Source organism: Streptomyces sp. Root431, from assembly GCF_001426585.1.
GTDB classification, from domain to species: Bacteria; Actinomycetota; Actinomycetes; order Streptomycetales; family Streptomycetaceae; genus Streptomyces; species Streptomyces stackebrandtii.
Genome location: NZ_LMEI01000008.1, coordinates 297,523 through 317,740 on the forward strand (window position 1 = coordinate 297,523; position 20,218 = coordinate 317,740).

Below are 20,218 nucleotides of genomic sequence, written 5' to 3' on the forward strand. Positions count from 1 at the left end.
AGATCAGTCCTCGCCGAGGTACGCCTTGCGGACGGACTCGTCGTGGAGCAGGTTCTGGCCGGTGCCCGAGAGCACGACCTTGCCGATCTCCATCACGTGACCGTGGTCCGCGAGGGCGAGCGCGGCCTGGGCGTTCTGCTCGACGAGCAGGATCGTGGTGCCCTGGGCCTTCAGCTCGGCGATGGTCGCCATGATCTTCTGCATCATGATCGGCGAGAGACCCATCGAGGGCTCGTCGAGCATGAGCAGCTTCGGCTGGGACATCAGCGCCCGGCCCATGGCGAGCATCTGCTGCTCACCGCCGGAGAGCGTGCCGGCCGCCTGCTTGCGACGCTCGCCCAGGATCGGGAAGAGGTCGTAGGCGCGCTGGACGTCCTTGGCGATGCCCGCGGTGTCCTTCCGGAGGAAGGCGCCGAGGAGGAGGTTCTCCTCGATCGTCATCCGGGGGAAGATGTGCCGGCCCTCGGGGGAGTGGGCCAGACCCAGCGAGACGATCTTGTGCGCGGGGATCTTGCGGAGGGACTTGCCCTCGAACTTGATCTGGCCGCCGACCGGCTTGAGGAGCCCGGAGAGGGTCCGCAGGGTGGTGGTCTTCCCGGCGCCGTTGGTGCCGATGAGGGTGACGACCTCACCGGCGTCGACGGAGAAGGAGATGCCCTTGACGGCCTCGATCTTCCCGTAGGCGACGCGCAGGTCCTCGACTTCGAGCAGTGCGGTCATGCGTCGTTCTCCTTGCCCGAAGCAGGGTCTTGCGGGGTGTCCTCGGAGCTCTCCTCGTCGGCGGAGGCCTCGGGAGTCTCCGGGGCGTCGTCCGAAGGCGAGTCCTCGGAAGCGTCGTCCTCGTCCTCGGACGGGGCCTCCTTCGCCGGAGCCGCCTCGACGGGCGCGTCCTTCGCGGGGGCGTCCTTCGCGGGAGCCTCCACGGCCGGCGCGTCCTCAGCGACCGGCTCGCCCAGGTACGCGGCGATGACCCGCTCGTCGCTCTGGACGGTCTGGCTGTCGCCCTCGATCAGCTTCTGGCCCTGGACGAGCACGGCGACCCGGTCGCAGAGGTTGAAGATGAACCGCATGTCGTGCTCGATGACGAGCACGGCGATGCCCATGTCCCGGATGGCGAAGATGAGTTCCTCCGCCGCCCGCGTCTCCTGCGGGTTCATGCCGGCGGTGGGCTCGTCGAGCAGGATCAGACCGGGGTCGCTCGCGAGGGCGCGGGCGATCTCCAGCTTGCGCTGCTCACCGTACGGGAGGTTCTTGGCGAGGTGCTGCGCCTTGTCCTGGAGGCCGATGAACTCCAGGAGCTCCATGGCCCGCTGCGTCGCCTCCGCCTCGGCCTTCTTGAAGCCGGGCAGCCGGAGCAGCGCCGACCAGAGGCCCTGCTTCATCCGGGTGTGGCGTCCGACGAGGACGTTCTCCAGGACCGTCATGTTGTGGAACAGACGGATGTTCTGGAAGGTACGGGCGATGCCGGCGTCGGTCACCTTGTAGGACGTGGGCGGCAGGACCGTGCCCTTGTACCGCACCTCGCCCTCGGTGGGGACGTAGAGACCGGTGAGGCAGTTGAAGAAGGTGGTCTTGCCGGCACCGTTGGGGCCGATGAGACCGACGATCTCGCCGCTGTTGACGGTCAGGTTCACATCGCGGACGGCGGTGAGGCCGCCGAATCGCATGGTGACCCCGCGGGCGTCGAGAACGGCCTCGCCTGCGGTCGGCGCGGTGGTCGCGTCGGCGGTCTTCGTGGTGGTCGTCATGGTTCAGGCACCTGCCTTCGCGAGCGGGGCGGGCGTCTCGTCGTTCTCGTGGAACTCCAGCTGGTTGCGCCGGTTGGCGATCATGCCCTCCGGGCGGAAGCGCATGAGCAGGATCAGCGCGACGCCGAAGGCGAAAAGCTGGTACTCGCCCATGAACTGGAGCTTGTTGGGGATGAGGAAGAGGAGCGAGGCACCGACCAGCGGACCGCTCATCGTGCCCATGCCGCCGAGGACGACGGCCGCGAGCAGGAAGGCGGAGTTGGGCGGGATCGGACCGGCGAAGAGGTACTGCTCCGGGGTCACCGTGTAGGTGACGTGGGCCTGCACGGTGCCGGCGAGGCCGGCGAGCGAGGCGCCGAGCGCGAAGGCGATGAGCTTGACCCGGAAGCCGTTGATGCCCATGGCGAGCGCGGCGGTCTCGTCCTCGCGGATCGCGACCCAGGCGCGGCCGATGCGGGAGTCGCCGCTGCGCCGGAAGACCATCACGACGACCGCCATGATCAGCAGCATCAGGAAGAAGTAGTTCGCGAAGCGGCCGATGGTGAAGCCGGCGATCGAGTGCTCGGCGCCGAAGTCGAACCCGAAGATGCTCAGGTTCGGGATGGAGGCGATGCCGTTGGAGCCGTTGGTGATGTCCGGACCGGAGGTGCCGTCGGTGTTCATGACGGCGATGCGGAAGATCTCACCGAAACCGAGCGTCACGATGGCGAGGTAGTCGCCGCGCAGACGCAGGGTCGGGGCGCCGATGAGGACACCGAAGACCAGGGAGGCTCCGGCGCCGACCAGGATGGCGGCCCAGAAGGGGAAGTGCACACCGAACGGCGAGGTCGGGGCGCCCGAGACGAGGGCGGCCGCGTAGGCGCCGACGCCGAGGAAGGCGACGTAACCGAGGTCGAGGAGACCGGCGAGGCCGACGACGATGTTCAGGCCCAGGGCGACCGTGGCGAAGATCAGGATGTAGACGCCGAGCGTCGCGTACTGGTCGTCGGTCTGGGTGAAGGGGAACAGCGCCGCCGCGGTGAACGCGCCCGCGATGGTGAGGTTCTGGTGCTTCTTGGTGAGCTGCGTGGCCTGCTGCATGAGGCCCGACTTGTTGACCGCGGCGAAGCCGAGGCCGGCCGTGATCAGGAAGCCGAGGAACAGCTCGTCGTACTCGGTGCCGACGCCGTAGGTGAAGACGCCGAGCGCCACGGCGAGGATGCCCGTGATGATCAGGATCTCGACCGAGGAGTGCATCGGGGGCAGCTTGCGGGCGGGGCCGGTGGTGGCGAAGGCGCCCTTGAAGGCCGTCCAGCCGTTGCCGGCGCGGTGCTTGAACTGGTCCCAGCCGGTGTCCTCGGGGTCCACGGGCAGCACCGTGGGCCGCTCGAAGGGAAGGGCGAGGGCGCCGAGGAGGGTGACCAGGGTGGCGATCGCGACGATCGCGCCGCCCGGCTCCAGGTTGACCGGTCCGCCCAGCGAGATGCTGATCGCGGCGACGGTGTACCAGGTGGTGCCGAAGGTGGCGAGCGCGGCGAACTTGACGGCCGCGTCGGCGCCGGCCGGGGTCAGCCAGCGGGTGCCCTTGACGCCGTACGAGGAGAGGGCGAAGAGGGTGGTGAGCAGACCCAGGACCAGGACCTGGAGCTGGAGGCCCGCCGGGGAGCCGTAGTACGTGAGGTCACCGGGGAACGCGGGCGTCCAGGTCCACGAGAGGAAACAGCTCGCGACCGTGAGGACGGCGCCGCCCAGGACGAGTGCGCGGGCGGCCTTGGCCGGCACGAAGCCGATGAGACCGGTCGCCTCGTCCCGCTTGGAGACCGATGCTGCCTGGGGGTTCTCGGAGATGGTGGTCATGGTGCTCACGCCCTGTCCGCGACGCGCTCGCCCAGGAGGCCTTGTGGCCGGGCGAGGAGTACGACGATGAGGAGTACGAAGGCCCAGACGTCGGCCCAGGACTGGCCGCCGAGCTGCTCCATACCGGGGATGTGGCTGATGTACGCCGTCGCCATGGTCTCGGCGATACCGAGGACGACTCCGCCGATCATGGCTCCGTAGATGTTGCCGATACCGCCGAGGACGGCGGCCGTGAAGGCCTTGAGTCCGAGGAGGAAGCCCATCTTGTAGTCGACGACGCCGTACTTGAGGCCGTACGCGACGGCGCCGACGGCGGCCATCGCGGCGCCGAGGGCGAACGCGATCACGATGATCCGGTCCGTGTTGACGCCCATGAGCTTCGCGGTGTCCGGGTCCTGCGCCGTGGCCTGCATGCCGCGGCCGACGCGGGTGCGCATGACGAAGAAGGCGAGGACGGCCATGCAGATCGGGGCGGCGATCAGGAGGAAGACGTCGCCGGTCTGGATGGTGATCGGGCCGAGTTCGATCGGACCGCCGGGAATCTGCGGGAAGGTCCGGGCGGACTTCGCCTCGGGGTACCACACCCACACCGCGTACTGCAGGGCGAGCGAGAGACCGATGGCCGTGATGAGGGGGGCGAGACGGGGGCCACCGCGTAGCGGACGGTAGGCGAATCGTTCCGCTCCGACGGCTATGGTGGTCGCGACGATCACGGCACCGATGATCATGACGGGCAGCGCGACCCACATGCTGGTGCCGCCGGGCAGGATGAGCCAGACCGTGAGCGCCCCGAAGCCGCCGGTCATGAAGATCTCGCCATGGGCGAAGTTGATGAGCTGGACGATGCCGTAGACCATCGTGTAGCCGACGGCGACGAGCCCGTACATGGATCCCAGTAGCAGGCCGTTGACCAGCTGCTGCGGCAGTTCGTTCACCGCATTGTCCTCCGAGACTTTCGACGGATGTGACACCGCGCGGGGCGCCTTGTGCGGCCCCCCGCGCGGTGAAGGTGGTGCTGAGGTGGTGGGGTTGATCAGCCGCCGAAGGTGTCGGACTTGACCGGCTTGAACGCGCCGCCCTCGACCTTGTAGACCGTCAGCTGCTTGTTGGTGGTGTCACCGAACTCGTCGAAGGAGACCTTGCCGGTCACGCCCTCGAAGGAGACACCCTGCATGGCCTCGACGACCTTGGCGCGCTCGGGGACCTTGCCGCCGTTGCCCTCGGTGGCCTTCTTGACGGCCTCGATGATCGCCCAGGTGGAGTCGTAGGCGTAACCGCCGTAGGCCTCGTAGGCCTCCTTGTAGCCCTTGGCCTTGTAGTTCGCCAGGAAGTCCTTGGCGGAGGCGAGGGACTCGATCGGCGCGCCGACCGAGGTGGCGATGTCGCCGTTGGTCGCGGCCGCGCCACCGAGCTTGACGTACTCGGGGCTGTAGATCGCGTCGCCACCGACGACGACGACCTTCGCGCCGGCTTCCTTGATCTGCTTGGCCAGCGGGCCGGCGGCCGGGTACTCGCCACCGTAGTAGACGACGTCGGCGCCGGAGCTCTTCACCTTGGTCGCGACCGCGGAGAAGTCCTTGGTGTCGGGGTTGATGTGCTCGGTGCCGAGGACCTTGCCGCCGAGCTTCTCGAACTCGCCCTTGAAGGTGCCCGCGAGGCCGGCGCCGTAGGTCTTCTTGTCATCGATGATGAAGGCCTTGGTCTTCTTGGCCTCGTTGAAGACGTACTGCGCGGCGAACGGGCCCTGGATGGCGTCCGTCGTGGCGGTGCGGAAGTACGACGTGTAGGTCCGCTTCTTGTCGCCGGAGCTCCAGTTGATGCCCTGGCTGAGCGCCGGGTTGGTGTTGGCCGGAGAGACCTGCACCAGCTTCGCGTCGTCGAAGACCTTCTGCATCGACTCGGCGACGGAGGAGTTCAGCGGGCCGACGACGCCGAGGACGCTCTTGTCGGCGACGAACTTGGTCGCGTTCTGCTGGCCGGCGGAGGGCTGCGCCTGGTCGTCCAGGGACTCCAGCTTGAAGGTCACGCCCTTGACGTAGGACTTCTCGTTGGCCGTCTTGACGGCGAGGTCGGCCGAGTTCTTGATGCCGAGGCCGAGGGCGGACAGCTCACCCGTGAGGGGCGCGTCGAGACCGATGGTCACGGTGACGTTGCCACCGTCGCCGCCCTTTTCGGCGCCGCCCTTGTCGTCACGCGAACCGCAGGCGGTGAGGGTGAGTGCACCCGCGGTGACCGCGGTGGTGAGTATGAGCAACGAACGGTTTCGCACGAAGGGTCCTTTCCCTGGCGCGGCCCCCTCGGATGAGGCGGTGCCGTGAAGCTGCGGAGCGAGGGGTGCCGTTGTCGAACGCCGGGCCGTACTGGGGTGGTACTAGGGCCGTGCCGTAGGACGCGCCCGGCGGCGCGGTGACTGGCGGTGACTCTAAGCGCAGGTGGGGAGGGTCGGGGAGGACCGAGGACAGGATGTGACTGTCTTGTTATGCCGACGGGGAAAGAGTGTGCGTGCCGGTGGGGAATACCGGGGCATAGGGGTCGGTATTGCGGTGTTCACATAGTGAGAACATGCAGTTCCGCTAAGGGGCTTGAGCGATTCTTGGTACTGACGGTCCGCTGAGCGGACTCTCCGGATATCGGACAGTGGCAGAAAGCTCAGCGGACGAATCGGCCCTTCCGTTCCGCCCGGATTTCCCCCGTTCACCTCCCGATTGAAGATCACAGAGAGTAACAGTGGGTGGAATCGAAGAGCGGGGCGACGAAATCGAAAAGGGGACGACGAAGGGGCGGCACCCCGATGGGTGCCGCCCCTTGATCGTCCGTCCTGGCCCGTCAGCCGCCGGTGACGATCCCCGCGTCCTTCGCGTTGACCTCGCGCAGCAGGCAGGTCAGCCGTGCCGAGCAGACACGCTTGTCCTGCTCGTCGGTGATGACGATCTCGTACGTGGCGGTGGACCGCCCGCGGTGTACGGGGGTCGCCACACCGGTCACGATGCCGCTGCGCACCCCGCGGTGGTGGGTGCAGTTCAGGTCGACGCCGACGGCGATCCTGGACACCCCGCCGTGCAGCATCGAGCCGATGGAGCCCAGCGTCTCGGCGAGCACCGCGGAGGCGCCGCCGTGCAGCAGCCCGTACGGCTGCGTGTTGCCCTCCACGGGCATCGTGCCGACGACCCGCTCGGCCGAGGCCTCCAGGATCTGCACGCCCATCCTGTTGCCGAGGTGCCCGGCGGAGAAGAGCGCGGGGAGGTCGACGCCGAGTGCCGCGTACTCGTCGATGATCTCCTGCGGGAACTTCACGTGCTGCTGTTCACCCATGGCCCGGCTCCGTTCGTCTTCGTACGGCTGCTGATCGCGTGATCATCCGTTGGCGCCTGAGCAAACGCTTAGGCGGACTGCGATTGTTCCAGACGGACGATCACGGACTTGCTGGCGGGTGTGTTGCTGACGTCCGCCGTGGACTCCAGCGGGACGAGGACGTTCGTCTCCGGGTAGTAGGCCGCCGCGCAGCCCCGCGACGTCGGGTAGTGCACCACCCGGAAGCCGGGCGCCCGCCGCTCGGTCCCGTCCGTCCACTCGCTCACCAGATCCGTGTACGCCCCGTCGGCGAGCCCGAGCGCCGCCGCGTCCTCGGGGTGGACGAGGACGACCCGCCGGCCGCCCTTGATGCCCCGGTAGCGGTCGTCCAGGCCGTAGATCGTGGTGTTGTACTGGTCGTGCGAGCGGAGCGTCTGGAGCAGCAGCCGGCCCTCCGGCACCCTCGGGTACTCGACGGGCGCGGCCGTGAAGTTGGCCTTGCCGGTCTTCGTGGGGAAGCGGCGCTCGTCGCGCGGGCCGTGCGGCAGCGCGAAGCCGCCCGCGTTCGCCGCGAGCCGGGCGTTGAAGTCCTCGAAGCCGGGCACCACGCGCGCGATGCGGTCCCGGATCTTCGCGTAGTCCGCCTCGAACTCCTCCCAGGGCGTGGCCGATTCGGTGCCGAGCGCGGCCCGGGCCATCCGTGCCACGATCGCCGGCTCGGACAGCAGGTGCGGGCTCGCCGGCGGCAGATTGCCGCGCGAGGCGTGCACCAGACTCATCGAGTCCTCGACGGTCACGATCTGCCGGCCGCTCTTCTGCACGTCCTTGTCGGTGCGCCCGAGGGTGGGCAGGATCAGCGCGCGCGTGCCCGTGACCGCGTGCGAGCGGTTCAGCTTCGTCGAGACGTGGACGGTCAGCCGCGCCCGGCGCATCGCCGCCTCCGTCACCTCCGTGTCGGGCGTCGCCCCCACGAAGTTGCCGCCCATCGCGAAGAACACCTTCGCCTCGCCGTCGCGCAGCGCCTGGATCGCGCGGACCACGTCGTAGCCGTGGTGGCGCGGCGAGACGATCCCGAACTCCTTGTCCAGGGCGTCGAGGAAGGCCGGCGCGGGGCGCTCGAAGATCCCCATCGTCCGGTCGCCCTGCACGTTCGAATGGCCGCGCACCGGGCACACGCCCGCCCCCGGCCGCCCGATGTTCCCGCGCAGCAGAAGGAAGTTGACCACCTCGCGGATGGTCGGCACGGAGTGCTTGTGCTGCGTGAGGCCCATCGCCCAGCAGACGATCGTCCGCTCCGAGGCGAGCACCATCTCCAGGGCCCGCTCGATCTCCGAGCGGTCGAGCCCGGTCGCGGCGAGCGTCTCGTCCCAGTCGGCCTCCCGCGCCGCCGCGGTGAACTCCTCGTACCCGTGGGTGTGTTCCCGTACGAACTCCTCGTCGACCGCCCCGGGGGTCTCCAGGACCAGCTTGTTGAGGAGCCGGAAGAGGGCCTGGTCGCCGCCGATCCGGATCTGGAGGAAGAGGTCGGTGAGCGCCGCGCCCTTGAGCATGCCCTGCGGGGTCTGCGGGTTCTTGAACTTCTCCAGACCGGCCTCGGGCAGCGGATTCACCGAGATGATCTTCGCGCCCGCGGCCTTCGCCTTCTCCAGGGCCGAGAGCATCCGCGGGTGGTTCGTGCCGGGGTTCTGCCCCGCCACGACGATCAGGTCCGCCCGGTGCAGGTCCTCCAGGGACACGCTGCCCTTGCCGATCCCGATCGTCTCCGTCAGCGCCGAACCCGAGGACTCGTGGCACATGTTGGAGCAGTCCGGCAGGTTGTTCGTGCCGAACTCGCGGGCGAAGAGCTGGAGCAGGAACGCCGCCTCGTTGCTCGTCCGGCCCGACGTGTAGAACAGCGCCTCGTCGGGCGAGCCCAGGGCCCGGAGCTCCTCGGCGATGATCGCGAAGGCCCGCTCCCAGGTCACCGGCTCGTACCGCTCGCCGCCCTCCGGCAGCAGCATCGGCTGCGTGATCCGGCCCTGCTGGCCCAGCCAGTACCCGCTGCGCGTCGCCAGGTCCGCCACCGGGTGCGCCGCGAAGAACTCCGGGGTCACCCGGCGCAGCGTCGCCTCCTCGGCGACCGCCTTCGCCCCGTTCTCGCAGAACTCGGCGACGTGCCGCTTGTCCTCCTCCGGCCACGCGCAGCCCGGACAGTCGAAGCCGTCCTTCTGGTTGACCTTGAGCAGGGTGCGCGCGGTGCGCCGCAGCCCCATCTGCTCCTGCGCGATCCGCAGGGTGTGCCCGATGGCGGGCAGGCCTGCTGCGGCGTGCTGCGGCGGTGTGACCTGCGGTGCGTCCTGTACCGGGTCACCGGCCGGCGGCTTGCTGACCATCGCGCTCTCCCTTGAGCGGTAATCCTGCGGCGTACGCCTCCGATCCTGTCACGCGCCACCGACGGCGCGGCGGGCCGGGCGGGGCGACGGGGCATGTGCGACCGGGAATGTCAGTGGGTCGTGGGAGGATCGTTCCGTGGCCGAGACAGCATCGAAGAAGACCGAGAAGACCGAAGCGGACCGCCCGCGACTCCTCCTCATGGACGGGCACTCCCTGGCGTACCGCGCGTTCTTCGCGCTGCCCGCGGAGAACTTCACCACCGCGACGGGACAGCCGACGAACGCGATCTACGGGTTCGCCTCGATGCTGGCGAACACCCTGCGCGACGAGGCGCCCACGCACTTCGCGGTCGCGTTCGACGTGTCCCGCAAGACCTGGCGGTCCGAGGAGTTCCCCGAGTACAAGGCGAACCGCTCGAAGACCCCCGACGAGTTCAAGGGGCAGGTCGAGCTGATCGGCGAGCTCCTCGACGCGATGAACGTGCCGCGCTTCGCGGTCGACGGCTTCGAGGCCGACGACGTCATCGCGACCCTCACCACGCAGGCCGAGGCCGAGGGCTTCGACGTCCGGATCTTCACCGGCGACCGGGACTCCTTCCAGCTGGTCTCCGACCGCACCACCGTGATCTACCCCACCAAGGGCGTCTCCGAGGTCACCCACTTCACCCCGGAGAAGGTCCAGGAGAAGTACGGCCTGACCCCCTCGCAGTACCCCGACTTCGCCGCCCTGCGCGGCGACCCGTCCGACAACCTCCCGGGCATCCCCGGCGTCGGCGAGAAGACCGCCGCGAAGTGGATCAACCAGTTCGGCTCCTTCGACGAGCTCGTCGCGCGCGCCGAGGAGGTCAAGGGCAAGGCCGGGCAGAACTTCCGCGACCACCTGGAGTCGGTCAAGCTCAACCGCCGCCTGACCGCGATGGTCACGGACGTCGAGCTGCCGAAGGGCGTCACGGACCTCGCCCGCGAGCCGTACGACCGCGGGGCCGTCGCGCTCGTCCTCGACACCCTGGAGATCCGCAACCCCTCGCTGCGCGAGCGGCTCCTCGCCGTCGACCCGGGCGCCGCCGAGGACACCGCCCCGGCCCCGGAGGCGGGCGTCGAGATCGACGGCACCGTCCTCGGCGCCGGCGAACTCGCCCCCTGGCTCGCCGAGCACGGCACCGAGCCCCTCGGCATCGCCACCGTCGACAGCTGGGCCCTCGGCACGGGGAACGTGAGCGAGATCGCCCTCGCCGCCGCAGGCGGAGCCGCCGCCTGGTTCGAGCCCAGCACGCTCGACGAGGCCGACGAGCGGGCCTGGGCCGCGTGGATCGCCGACCCGGACCGCCCCAAGGTCATGCACAACGCCAAGGGCGCCATGCGGGTCTTCCCCGAGCACGGCTGGAGCATCGCGGGCGTCACCATGGACACCGCCCTCGCCGCCTACCTCGTCAAGCCCGGCCGGCGCTCCTTCGCGCTCGACGCGCTCTCCGTCGAGTACCTCCACCGCGAGCTCGCCCCGGCCGCCGCCGCCGACGGCCAGCTGGCCTTCGGCGCCGACGACACCGCCGAGGCCGAGGCCCTCATGACCCAGGCCCGCGCGGTCCTCGACCTCGCCGACGCCTTCGACGAGCGGCTCGGCGAGGTCGGGGCCCGTGAGCTCCTCCACGACGTCGAGCTGCCCACCTCCGCCCTCCTCGCCCGCCTGGAGCGGCACGGCATCGCCGCCGACCGCGACCACCTGGAGGCCATGGAGCAGCAGTTCGCCGGCGCCGTGCAGCAGGCCGTCAAGGAGGCGCACGCCTCCGTCGGCCACGAGTTCAACCTCGGCTCGCCCAAGCAGCTCCAGGAGGTCTTCTTCGGCGAGCTGAACCTGCCGAAGACCAAGAAGACCAAGACCGGGTACACGACGGACGCCGACGCGCTCGCCTGGCTGGCCGGCCAGACTGAGCACGACCTGCCCGTGATCATGCTCCGCCACCGCGAGCAGGCCCGGCTCCGCTCCACGGTCGAGGGCCTGATCAAGACCGTCGCCGCCGACGGCCGCATCCACACCACCTTCAGCCAGACGGTGGCCGCCACCGGCCGCCTCTCCTCGACCGACCCGAACCTGCAGAACGTGCCGGTGCGGACGGACGAGGGCCGCGCCATCCGGCACGGCTTCGTCGTCGGCGAGGGCTTCGAGGCCCTCATGACCGCCGACTACAGCCAGATCGAGCTGCGGGTGATGGCCCACCTCTCCGAGGACGAGGGCCTCATCGAGGCCTTCGCCTCCGGCGAGGACCTGCACACGACGGTCGCCTCCCAGGTCTTCGGCGTCGAGCGGTCCGCCGTCGACGCCGAGATGCGCCGCAAGATCAAGGCCATGTCGTACGGCCTGGCCTACGGCCTCTCCGCCTTCGGCCTCTCGCAGCAGCTGAACATCGACCCGGGCGAGGCCCGCGGCCTGATGGACACCTACTTCGAGCGCTTCGGCGGGGTCCGCGACTACCTGCGCCGCGTCGTCGACGAGGCCCGCGCCACCGGGTACACGGAGACGATGCTGGGCCGCCGCCGCTACCTGCCCGACCTCAACAGCGACAACCGGCAGCGCCGCGAGTCCGCCGAGCGGATGGCGCTCAACGCCCCGATCCAGGGCACGGCCGCCGACATCGTGAAGGTCGCCATGCTGGGCGTCGACCGGGCCCTGACGGAGGCCGGTCTCGCGTCCCGGATGCTCCTCCAGGTCCACGACGAAATCGTGCTCGAACTCGCCCCCGGCGAGCGCGAGCAGGTCGAGGCCCTGGTCCGCGAACAGATGTCCGCCGCAGCCGACCTCCGCGCCCCCCTCGACGTCTCCGTAGGCGTCGGCAGGGACTGGGACTCGGCGGCGCACTGACGCCGTACCGGCGGCCGGGCCCACCTCGCGGTGGGCTCGGCCGCCGCCGTCCTGTGTGGGCAATCGTCCCGCAGGGCGGGACGGGTGGGCACACGGGACGGCGCCCCCCTGCCGGGCCCAGGCTTCGCCGCTCGGACCTGTGCCGGCGGTGCCGCAAGGGGCCGGTCCGGGCGTGCGCCAGGTGGACCAGCCGAGGGGGCGGGGCCACGGCCCGGCTCCCGAGACTGGGGGCATGATCACGAGCCGCCGCTGCCGCCTCCCCGCCTGCGCCCTCCTCACCGCCCTCCTCGCCGCATCCGGCACCACCTGGCCCGCCCAGGCCCACCACGCCCCCGCCCTCTGCACCTCCCCCCGCGACCCCGCCGTAGCCGCCCGCATGTCCCAGGACATCGCCGCGGCGCTCAAAGGCCGGGACGGCACGGTCTCGCTCGCCGTCCACGACCCGCGGAGCGGACTGCGCTGCCGGCTCGAGGACACCCGGCTCTACGACTCCGCCAGCATCGCCAAGGTGCTGATCATGCAGGCCGTCCTGGGACGGGCCGAGGAGCTGGGCCGGGCGCCCACCCGACTCGAGGCCCAGCGGATGAAGGCCATGATCACCCGCTCCGACAACACCGCCGCCAGCGACCTGTGGCAGGGGCTCTCGCGGGCCCGGCTGAACAGGGTGCTGCGCGAGGCCGGTGCCCAGGACACCGTCCTCGGCCACGACCGCTACTGGGGACTCACCCGCACCACCGCCCGCGACCAGCTGGCCCTGCTCGCCGCCGTCTCCCGCCGGACCGAGGCGCTCACCCTGATGGGACAGGTCGTCAGCAGCCAGGCCTGGGGCGTCACCGCGGGCGCGCCCCGCACGGTCAAGGTCCACCTCAAGAACGGCTGGCTGCCCCGCGCCACCCACGAGTGGCGCGTCCACAGCATCGGCATCGTGCGCGGCACGGGCACCGGTACCGGTTCCACGACCGGCACCACTGGCACCACCGGCACCGCGGACACCACCGGCAGCGCCGCCGCCGACTACCGGCTGGCCCTCCTGAGCCACGACAACCCCACCATGCGGTACGGGGTACGCACCCTGGAGGGGATCGCCGCCGCCGTGCACCGCGGCCTCGTGGGCAGCGCGGCGGCCCGCGGCTTCACCCCCGGGGACAGGATCAGCGAGACCCCGGACGGGAGCGCTCCGCACGGCGCACCGGGGCCTCTTCCTCCGACGCCGGGAGACGCGTGGCCGGGGCCGCGGCCGCAGGAGTGGGGGACGTTCCCAGGAGCCGTGCCCCCGTCCCGTACAGCACGAGCCCGACGGCGAGCCCCGCGCCGGCCCCGAAGCAGGCCGTCGGAATGACGTCCAGGGGCGTCTCGATCCGTCCCCAGCCCCAGTACGCGGCCCAGCGCAGCACCCGGTGGGCGACACCGGCGAGGACGCAGCCGCCGATGAGTCCGACAGCGACGAGCCGCCCCCGCCGGCCCGGGACCGGCACCCGGGCGGGCAGCTCCGTGCCCGGCGCGGTGGAGCGCAGTGCCCGGAGCGTGAACCAGCAGAGGAGCCCCAGGGCCAGCGCGGAACCCCCGTACTGCGCGTACAGATAGACGGGGAACCCGGCCACGATCTCGCCGAGGACGGGGATCGCCCGGGTGCCCCAGCGGTCGAGGTGGGTGAAGGAGTCCCACACCACGTGGGTCGTCGAACCGAGCACCGCGGAGAGGAAGAACCACCCGGCGAGCACCGCCGTGTGCCGGTCCCGCCACGCCTGGCCCCGTACGAGCCCGTACACCCTTCCGCGCCATCGGGCGGGCAGCAGCGCGACGAGCGGCTCGCGCACGGTCAGCCACAGGGCCACGAGTGCCGCGGTGATCAGCACGTCGGCCGTGACGATCCCGACGGGGGAGTGGGTGACATCGCCGAGGGTCATCGCCTCCGGCACCGCCGTGGCCGCGAAGTAGGTCATGTCGGGCGCGAAGGAACCCGCGACGAGCGCGGAGGCGACCAGCGGTCCGCGCGCGGTCCCGTCCCGGCGCAGCCCGGGCAGGACGGCGGCGGCATGGCTCAGCGTGAACGGCAAGGGAGCTCCCACTCGGTTCCGGTGTGCGGCCGAGGCGGGGAACGGCCGCAGTGCAAGAGGCGCCGGACCCGCCGCTCGGTTCCCCTCCCGGCCGTATACGTGAGGAGGCCACCGGTCCGTGTCCGGTCGGCAGGAGACCAAGAGGTGACGAAAGCGTGAAACACGGTCAGGCGCCAGTGTCCGGTGGTCCGGAGTTGGCATAGGGTCGCCAGAGGTCACACGCGGGGAGCGTGGGACCCAGTCGATGGGGAGGGGACCACAGGTATGGCAGCGCAATTGGGCCGCCGGCTGCGCAAGGGGGCCACCAGCGGTGCGGTGGTGGCCGCGGCGGTCGCGGCGCTCGCCGCCTCGCAGGCGCCGGACATGATCCCGCCGGCCGCGGACAACGCGGGGGGTGACCGGGCCATCGGCGCCGGGGACGCCACGACGCCGCCGGCCGACGGTTCGGCGACCGGCGATTCCCCGTACTTCACCGAACTGCCGCCGCTGAACACCCCGAACAAGCCCGGGGCGACCACCCACCTGCCGGTGATCACCGGGCCCGCCGAAGCCGGCATACCCGCGTCCGTCCTCTCCGCCTACAAGCGGGCCGAGGCGTCGATCCGTTCGTCCGACCCCGCCTGCAACCTGCCGTGGCAGCTGCTCGCCGGCATCGGCAAGGTCGAGTCGGGGCAGGCACGCGGCGGCGGCGTCGACGCCAACGGCACGACGGTCTCGCCGATCCTCGGCCCGGCCCTCAACGGCGTCGGCTTCGCCAACATCTCGGACACCGACGGCGGTGCCTACGACGGCGACAAGACCCACGACCGCGCCGTCGGCCCGATGCAGTTCATCCCGTCCACCTGGGCGACCTGGGGTCAGGACGCCAACGGCGACGGCAAGAAGGACCCGAACAACATCTACGACGCCGCGCAGGCCGCCGGTCTCTACCTCTGCGCCAACGACCGGAACCTCGCGCTCAAGGCCGACCTCGACCGCGCCGTCCTCAGCTACAACCGCTCGACGGAGTACCTGAACACGGTCCTGTCCTGGTTCGAGTACTACAAGCGCGGCACCCACCAGGTCCCGGACGGCACGGGAGTGCTGCCCATCGACCGCAGCGACGACCGCGGCCGGGGCGACCGCCCCAGGCCCACCCCGCCGTTCTCGCACCTCCCCACGACGCCCGCGCCGACGACCCCCTCGAAGAAGCCGGTCGCGCCGGAGCAGAAGCCGTCCGAGCCGAGCAACCCCTCGAAGCCGACTCCGCCGACCACGGACCCGAGCAAGACCCCGACCGACCCGACCACCCCGCCGACGACGAAGCCGACGAAGCCCACCCCGCCGACGACGACGCCCACCGTCCCGCCGGCCGTCAAGGTCGCGCGGATCACGCCCGTGACGACCGGTCCGCTGACGACCACCACCGGGAACGTCTTCGGCAAGGCCCCCACGGTCGCGGCGCTCGACGCCTCGGGCGCGCCGGTCGCCGGGGTGAGCATCCGCTTCGAGATCGCCGGAACCACCGACGCCCGCTTCGCCGGCGGTGCGACCACGGCCACCGTCACCACCGGTTCCAGCGGCATGGCGGCCTCTCCCGCGCTGCGGGCGGGCGAGAAGCTCGGCTCGTTCACGGTCAAGGCCACCGTCGTGACCCGCACCCTGCCCGCCGCCGAGTTCACCGCGACGGTCACCGCCCGCGAGGCGGACACCCTCACCCGGGTCGGCAGCGAGGTCCTGTCCGCCACCACCGGCGCCGGCTTCACCCAGCAGGTGCAGGCGAAGGCCACCGACAAGGGCGTGCTCGCTCCCGGCGTCCTCGTCACCGGCGAGATCGTCACCTCGAAGACGGCGACCGACCCGAGCACCGACGGCCCGTACTTCAAGGGCGAGGCGGGCACCACGGCCCGGACCGCGACCTTCACGACCGACGCGAACGGTCTGGTCACCCTCGCCTCCGGGGCACTCCTCGCCGGCGACAAGGCGGGCACGTACTTCCTCAAGCTGACGGCGCCCGGCGGCGGCAGCGTCTTCGTCGAGCTTACGGTCGAGGCCGCGCCCACCACCGAGCCGTCGACTCCGGAGCCGACCCCCTCCGCGACCGACTCGCCCGCGGCCACCTCCTCTCCGTCTCCCTCCTCCTCCACTTCCTCCTCTCCCTCGAACTGACCGAAGGACCGCTCCCCGCGCGTTCTCCAGCGCCGCCCCCACCGTCCGCACCGGACGCCGGGGGCGGCGTTCCGCGTTACCCGGGTGCAACGTGTTCTCATCTCGCGGTCGCGTTGCTACGGTGCCCCCGCCCTGACGCCCTATCAGATCGAGTAGCGGGAGGCCGGCCATGCGCGCCCTTGTCGCCGTCGTCATCGGACTCGCCCCAGTCCTCCTCTTCGTCCTCCTCGTCTCCCTGGTCGATCTGCCGCCCGACGGGCCCACCTCGCCCAAGCCGCTGCTGACCGCCGATCCCGGCCCGAAGAAGTAGGGGGCGACCGTGCGCCGCCGAGCCAGCCTCGTCCTGCTCGCCCTCGCCGTCTGCTGCGCCGCGATGGCACCGACCCTGCGGTGGTACGCCTTCCCGCGCCTGGCGAAGATCCCGCCGAACCAGTACCAGGAGACCGTTCTGGAGGCCCGGCCCGCGACCCTCCTCAACTACTCCACGCTCAAGTCCGAGAAGGTCGAGAAGCTCACGATCGTCCAGACCCTCAAGGGCAACGTCGAGGAGTCGAAGCGGATCGAGCGCGACGCCGGGCGGGACGTCGTCGTCTGGGACGCCCTCGCCTACGTGATGGGCCCCGACGGCAAGATGGTCTCCAAGGTCCCCGAGCGGTACATCTTCGACGCCCACACCCAGGCTCCCGTCCACGCCACCGGCGAGACGGTCGACGGCGACCCGGTCCGGCGCGAGGGCATCGAGTTCAAGTGGCCCTTCCTCACCGAGAAGCGCGACTACCAGTACTTCGACGCCCAGACCCGCACCGCGGCCCCCATCCACTACAAGGGCACCCGGAACTTCCGCGGCATGGAGGTCTACTACTTCGAGCAGACCATCCCCTGGACCAAGGTCCCCATGCCCAAGACCATGCCGGTCAAGATCCCCCCGGAGGTCCTCGCCGACTCGGGCCTCACCCGCTGGTACTCGACCAAGCGCATGTTCTGGATCGAGCCCGTCACCGGCGCCCCCGTCAACGGCGAGGAGATCCACAAGGAGGAGCTCCGCAACGCCAAGGCGCTGATGGGCCAGGACACCATCACCGTCTTCGAGGGCCACGTGAAGATGCGCGAGGACTACATCGCGAGCGTCGGCGAACTGGTCGAGTCCAACCGCCTGATGGTCCTGATGCTCGTCTCCTACATGCCCTGGAGCCTCACCGTCCTGGCCCTCGCCCTTCTCGCCCTCGCCTTCTGGCTGGAAGCCCGCTCCCGCCGCACCTCGGCGCCGCCGGCGCCACCGGTACCGGTGGGGTCCGTCACCGCTCCCGTCTGAGCCGCGCGCTGGTGTGCCGGGTCGGCTCCGCCGCGGACGGGTCCTCCGGCCACGGATGCCGCGGATACCGGCCCCGGAGCTCCGCCCGCACGGCGCGGTAGCCCTCCCGCCAGAACGACGCCAGGTCGGCGGTGACGGCCGCCGGCCGTCCGGCGGGGGAGAGGAGATGGACCAGGACCGGCACCCCCGCCACCCGGGGCGTCTCCGCCAGGCCGAACATCTCCTGGAGCTTCACCGAGAGCACCGGCCGTCCGCCGCCGTAGTCGACCCGGATCCGCGAACCGCTCGGCACCTCGATCCGCTCCGGCGCGAGCTCGTCCAGCCGGCCCGCCTCCCCCGTCGCCCAGGGCAGCAGCCGCCGCAGGGCCGCCCCGGCGTCGATCCGCCCCAGATCCGCCCGGCGCGAGGCCCGGGACAGCTCCGGTTCCAGCCACTCCCCGGCACGGTCGACCAGCGCCCCGTCCGCCACGTCCGGCCAGGGCTCGCCCACCTCCCCGTACAGGAAGGCGAGCCGCTCGCGCAGCTCCGAGGCGTCCCGGCTCCACCGCAGCAGCCCGAGCCCCTCCCGCCGCAGCCCGTCGAGCAGCGCTTCCCGTACGAGCGCGGGCTCGGCCCCGGACCCGAGGGGCCGCACGGTCAGCTCGACCGCGCCCAGCCGGTCCACCGACCGCGCGACGACGTCCCCGTCCTCCCAGTGGACCTCCTCGCCCGTGGCCCGCAGGTGATCCGCCGCCCACCGGGCGGTGCCCTCGTCGACCACGGCCGCCAGCCGCACCCGCGCCGTGGCGTCCCGCGCCGTACGGTCCGCCACCGCCACGGCCAGCCAAGGAGTGGAACGCAGCCCCGAGCCCTCGGCGAGCCGAGCACCACTGCCCGACACCATCAGATAGCCGCCCTGCTCCCGGGCCCTGGCCACCCGCTCGGGAAACGCCAGCGCGGTGACCAACCCGGCCACAGCGTCGTCGCCCCTCGCCCCCGCACCGGACCCCGCACCTCGCTCGGGTTCGGCCGCCTCGCCGGCCGAACGCTCCAGGCGCCGTGCCTCCGCCTTCCACCGCGCCCCGTAGCCGTCCGCGCCCCGGCGGGCCGACCGCCAGGCCGCCGCCAGATCGTCCCCGTACTCCCGGGGAGGCTCCTCGCTCAGCAGCGCCACCACCTCCGCCGCCCGCCGGACGCCGACCTCGGCGGCGCCGTCGAGCAGGGCACGGCCCAGGCGGGGGTGGAGCCCGAGCCGGGCCAGCCGTCCGCCGCGATCGGTGGCCCGGCCGTCCTCGTCCACGGCGCCGACCGCCGCGAGCACGGAACGGGCCGCCGCCATCGCCCCGGCGGGCGGTGCGTCGAGCAGGGCGAGTCCCTCCGCCGTCGGGTCGCCCCAGCACGCGACCCGCAGCGCGAAGTCCGTGAGGTCGGCGATCCGGATCTCGGGGGAGGGGAACCGCGCCCGGCTGCCGTCCTCGGCCTCCGCCCAGCACCGGTAGACCGTCCCGAAGGCCTCGCGCATCGACCGACCGGACCGCTGGGTGGCCGCCGCGACCGACACCGGCACCGTCGCCAGCGACCCCAGCCCCCGCGCGTGGTCCATCCGCGGCTCCCGCGCGAGCCCCGAGTCCACGACGATCCGGACCCCGGGCACCGTCAGGCTCGACTCCGCCACCGAGGTCGACAGCACCACCCGCCGCCGCCCGCCTGGCTCGGTACCCCGCAGGACCGCGTCCTGCACCGCGGTCGGCGCCCGGCCGTGCAGCTGGAGCACCTCCGCGTCCAGCCCGGCGAGCAGCCCCGCCGTACGGGCGATCTCCCCCGTACCCGGCAGGAAGCAGAGGACGTCCCCCTCGTGCCGCTCCAGCGCCAGCCGGACCGTCGCCGCCACGTGCCGCAGCAGCGCCGGGTCCACCCACGTGCCGTGCGCGGGCCGGATCCCGGCCGGCGGAGCGGCGAACCGGACCTCGTACCCGTGCCCCTCGCCCTCGCTCCGCACGATCGGCGCGGGCCCGCCGCCGTCCACGACCGTGAGCAGTTCGGCCCACGCCTCCGCGTCGCTCGTCGCCGAGGCCGCGATCAGCTTCAGCTCGGGCCGCAGGGCCGCGCGGACGTCCACCAGGAAGGCCAGGGCCGTGTCGGCGTCCAGATGCCGCTCGTGGCACTCGTCGAGCAGGACCACGTCCACGCCCGCCAGCTCGGGATCCCGCTGGAGCCGCTGGAGCAGGAGGCCCGTGGTCACCACCTCCACCCGGGTCGCGGGACCCACGCGCCGCTCGCCGCGCACGGAGAAGCCGACCGCCCCGCCGACCTCCTCGCCGAGCAACCAGGCCATCCGCCGGGCCGCCGCGCGCACCGCCATCCTTCGCGGCTCGGCCACCAGCACCCGCCGCCTCGGTCCGTCCCCTATGAGCCCCGCGAGCGCGAGCGGCACCAGCGTCGTCTTGCCGGTGCCGGGCGGCGCGTGCAGCACCGCCGTGCCGCGCTCCGCGAGCGCGGTCAGCAGCTCGGGGACGGCATGGCGGACGGGAAGCAGGTCGAGTGCGTCGTTTCGGATCACGCACTCAGTTTCATACGAGCGGAGAAGAGGCGGGCCCGGCTGTCCACAGGCCCCACCC

13 protein-coding genes and 1 pseudogene are annotated in these 20,218 nt (G+C 71.6%); 5 read left to right on the forward strand and 9 right to left on the reverse strand.

Annotated features, from left to right (window positions below):
* Window positions 1-3: 3 nt before the first annotated feature.
* The 7 genes from ASC82_RS12445 to ASC82_RS12475 form a co-directional block, all read right to left on the reverse strand.
* Entirely contained in the window at window positions 4-720 is a 717-nt protein-coding gene (locus ASC82_RS12445; RefSeq protein WP_024757294.1) for an ABC transporter ATP-binding protein, read from the reverse strand.
* Window positions 717-1,748 (reverse strand): ABC transporter ATP-binding protein, encoded by a 1,032-nt coding sequence (locus tag ASC82_RS12450; RefSeq protein WP_056645837.1) that lies wholly within the window; start codon window positions 1,746-1,748, stop codon window positions 717-719. The genes ASC82_RS12445 and ASC82_RS12450 overlap by 4 nt, the downstream gene beginning before the upstream one ends.
* A 3-nt stretch (window positions 1,749-1,751) precedes the next feature.
* Window positions 1,752-3,584: a branched-chain amino acid ABC transporter permease gene (locus ASC82_RS12455; protein ID WP_056646372.1), complete on the reverse strand. Its 1,833-nt coding sequence runs from the start codon at window positions 3,582-3,584 to the stop codon at window positions 1,752-1,754.
* Window positions 3,585-3,589: 5 nt separating this feature from the next.
* Window positions 3,590-4,519 carry a branched-chain amino acid ABC transporter permease gene (locus tag ASC82_RS12460; protein ID WP_056645839.1) on the reverse strand — a complete coding sequence of 310 codons (930 nt, stop codon included), beginning with the start codon at window positions 4,517-4,519 and terminating at the stop codon, window positions 3,590-3,592.
* A gap of 98 nt (window positions 4,520-4,617) precedes the next feature.
* Complete coding sequence (locus tag ASC82_RS12465; RefSeq protein ID WP_056645842.1) at window positions 4,618-5,853, reverse strand: branched-chain amino acid ABC transporter substrate-binding protein; 1,236 nt, start codon at window positions 5,851-5,853, stop codon at window positions 4,618-4,620.
* A 557-nt stretch (window positions 5,854-6,410) separates the two neighbouring features.
* On the reverse strand, window positions 6,411-6,896 hold the full coding sequence (locus tag ASC82_RS12470) for a hotdog fold thioesterase (RefSeq protein ID WP_056645846.1): 486 nt from the start codon (window positions 6,894-6,896) through the stop codon (window positions 6,411-6,413).
* A gap of 68 nt (window positions 6,897-6,964) precedes the next feature.
* Entirely contained in the window at window positions 6,965-9,247 is a 2,283-nt protein-coding gene (locus ASC82_RS12475) for an FdhF/YdeP family oxidoreductase (protein WP_056645849.1), read from the reverse strand.
* A gap of 136 nt (window positions 9,248-9,383) precedes the next feature.
* Between ASC82_RS12475 and polA the strand changes: the two genes are divergently transcribed.
* On the forward strand, window positions 9,384-12,104 hold the full coding sequence (polA, locus tag ASC82_RS12480) for a DNA polymerase I (protein WP_056645852.1): 2,721 nt from the start codon (window positions 9,384-9,386) through the stop codon (window positions 12,102-12,104).
* 592 nt (window positions 12,105-12,696) lie between these two features.
* Window positions 12,697-12,993 (forward strand): annotated as a pseudogene (locus ASC82_RS31040) (serine hydrolase); the annotation flags it as partial.
* 262 nt (window positions 12,994-13,255) lie between these two features.
* On the opposite strand, the gene ASC82_RS29460 reads toward ASC82_RS31040, so the two are convergent.
* Window positions 13,256-14,161 (reverse strand): DUF4184 family protein, encoded by a 906-nt coding sequence (locus ASC82_RS29460; RefSeq protein ID WP_079039217.1) that lies wholly within the window; start codon window positions 14,159-14,161, stop codon window positions 13,256-13,258.
* A 264-nt stretch (window positions 14,162-14,425) separates the two neighbouring features.
* Between ASC82_RS29460 and ASC82_RS12495 the strand changes: the two genes are divergently transcribed.
* The 3 genes from ASC82_RS12495 (at window position 14,426) to ASC82_RS12500 (ending at window position 17,621) form a co-directional block, all read left to right on the forward strand.
* Complete coding sequence (locus ASC82_RS12495; RefSeq protein WP_056645862.1) at window positions 14,426-16,309, forward strand: lytic transglycosylase domain-containing protein; 1,884 nt, start codon at window positions 14,426-14,428, stop codon at window positions 16,307-16,309.
* 169 nt (window positions 16,310-16,478) lie between these two features.
* Window positions 16,479-16,619, forward strand: a complete 141-nt coding sequence (locus tag ASC82_RS29995) for an SPW_0924 family protein (RefSeq protein ID WP_106962303.1) — start codon at window positions 16,479-16,481, stop codon at window positions 16,617-16,619.
* 9 nt (window positions 16,620-16,628) lie between these two features.
* Window positions 16,629-17,621 carry a DUF3068 domain-containing protein gene (locus ASC82_RS12500; protein ID WP_056645866.1) on the forward strand — a complete coding sequence of 331 codons (993 nt, stop codon included), beginning with the start codon at window positions 16,629-16,631 and terminating at the stop codon, window positions 17,619-17,621.
* On the opposite strand, the gene hrpB is transcribed toward ASC82_RS12500, so the two are convergent.
* Window positions 17,605-20,160, reverse strand: a complete 2,556-nt coding sequence (hrpB, locus tag ASC82_RS12505; protein WP_056645868.1) for an ATP-dependent helicase HrpB — start codon at window positions 20,158-20,160, stop codon at window positions 17,605-17,607. The two genes, ASC82_RS12500 and hrpB, sit on opposite strands and share 17 nt — an antisense overlap.
* Window positions 20,161-20,218: the final 58 nt, after the last annotated feature.

Excerpts from the sequence above, each read along its gene's own strand:
- ASC82_RS12450 (WP_056645837.1), bottom strand. The coding sequence starts at position 1,748 with ATGACGACCACCACGAAGACCGCCGACGCGACCACCGCGCCGACCGCA.
- ASC82_RS12445 (WP_024757294.1), bottom strand. The coding sequence starts at position 720 with ATGACCGCACTGCTCGAAGTCGAGGACCTGCGCGTCGCCTACGGGAAG.
- ASC82_RS12495 (WP_056645862.1), top strand. The coding sequence starts at position 14,426 with ATGGCAGCGCAATTGGGCCGCCGGCTGCGCAAGGGGGCCACCAGCGGT.
- ASC82_RS12470 (WP_056645846.1), bottom strand. The coding sequence starts at position 6,896 with ATGGGTGAACAGCAGCACGTGAAGTTCCCGCAGGAGATCATCGACGAG.
- ASC82_RS12455 (WP_056646372.1), bottom strand. The coding sequence starts at position 3,584 with ATGACCACCATCTCCGAGAACCCCCAGGCAGCATCGGTCTCCAAGCGG.
- ASC82_RS12475 (WP_056645849.1), bottom strand. The coding sequence starts at position 9,247 with ATGGTCAGCAAGCCGCCGGCCGGTGACCCGGTACAGGACGCACCGCAG.
- ASC82_RS29995 (WP_106962303.1), top strand. The coding sequence starts at position 16,479 with ATGCGCGCCCTTGTCGCCGTCGTCATCGGACTCGCCCCAGTCCTCCTC.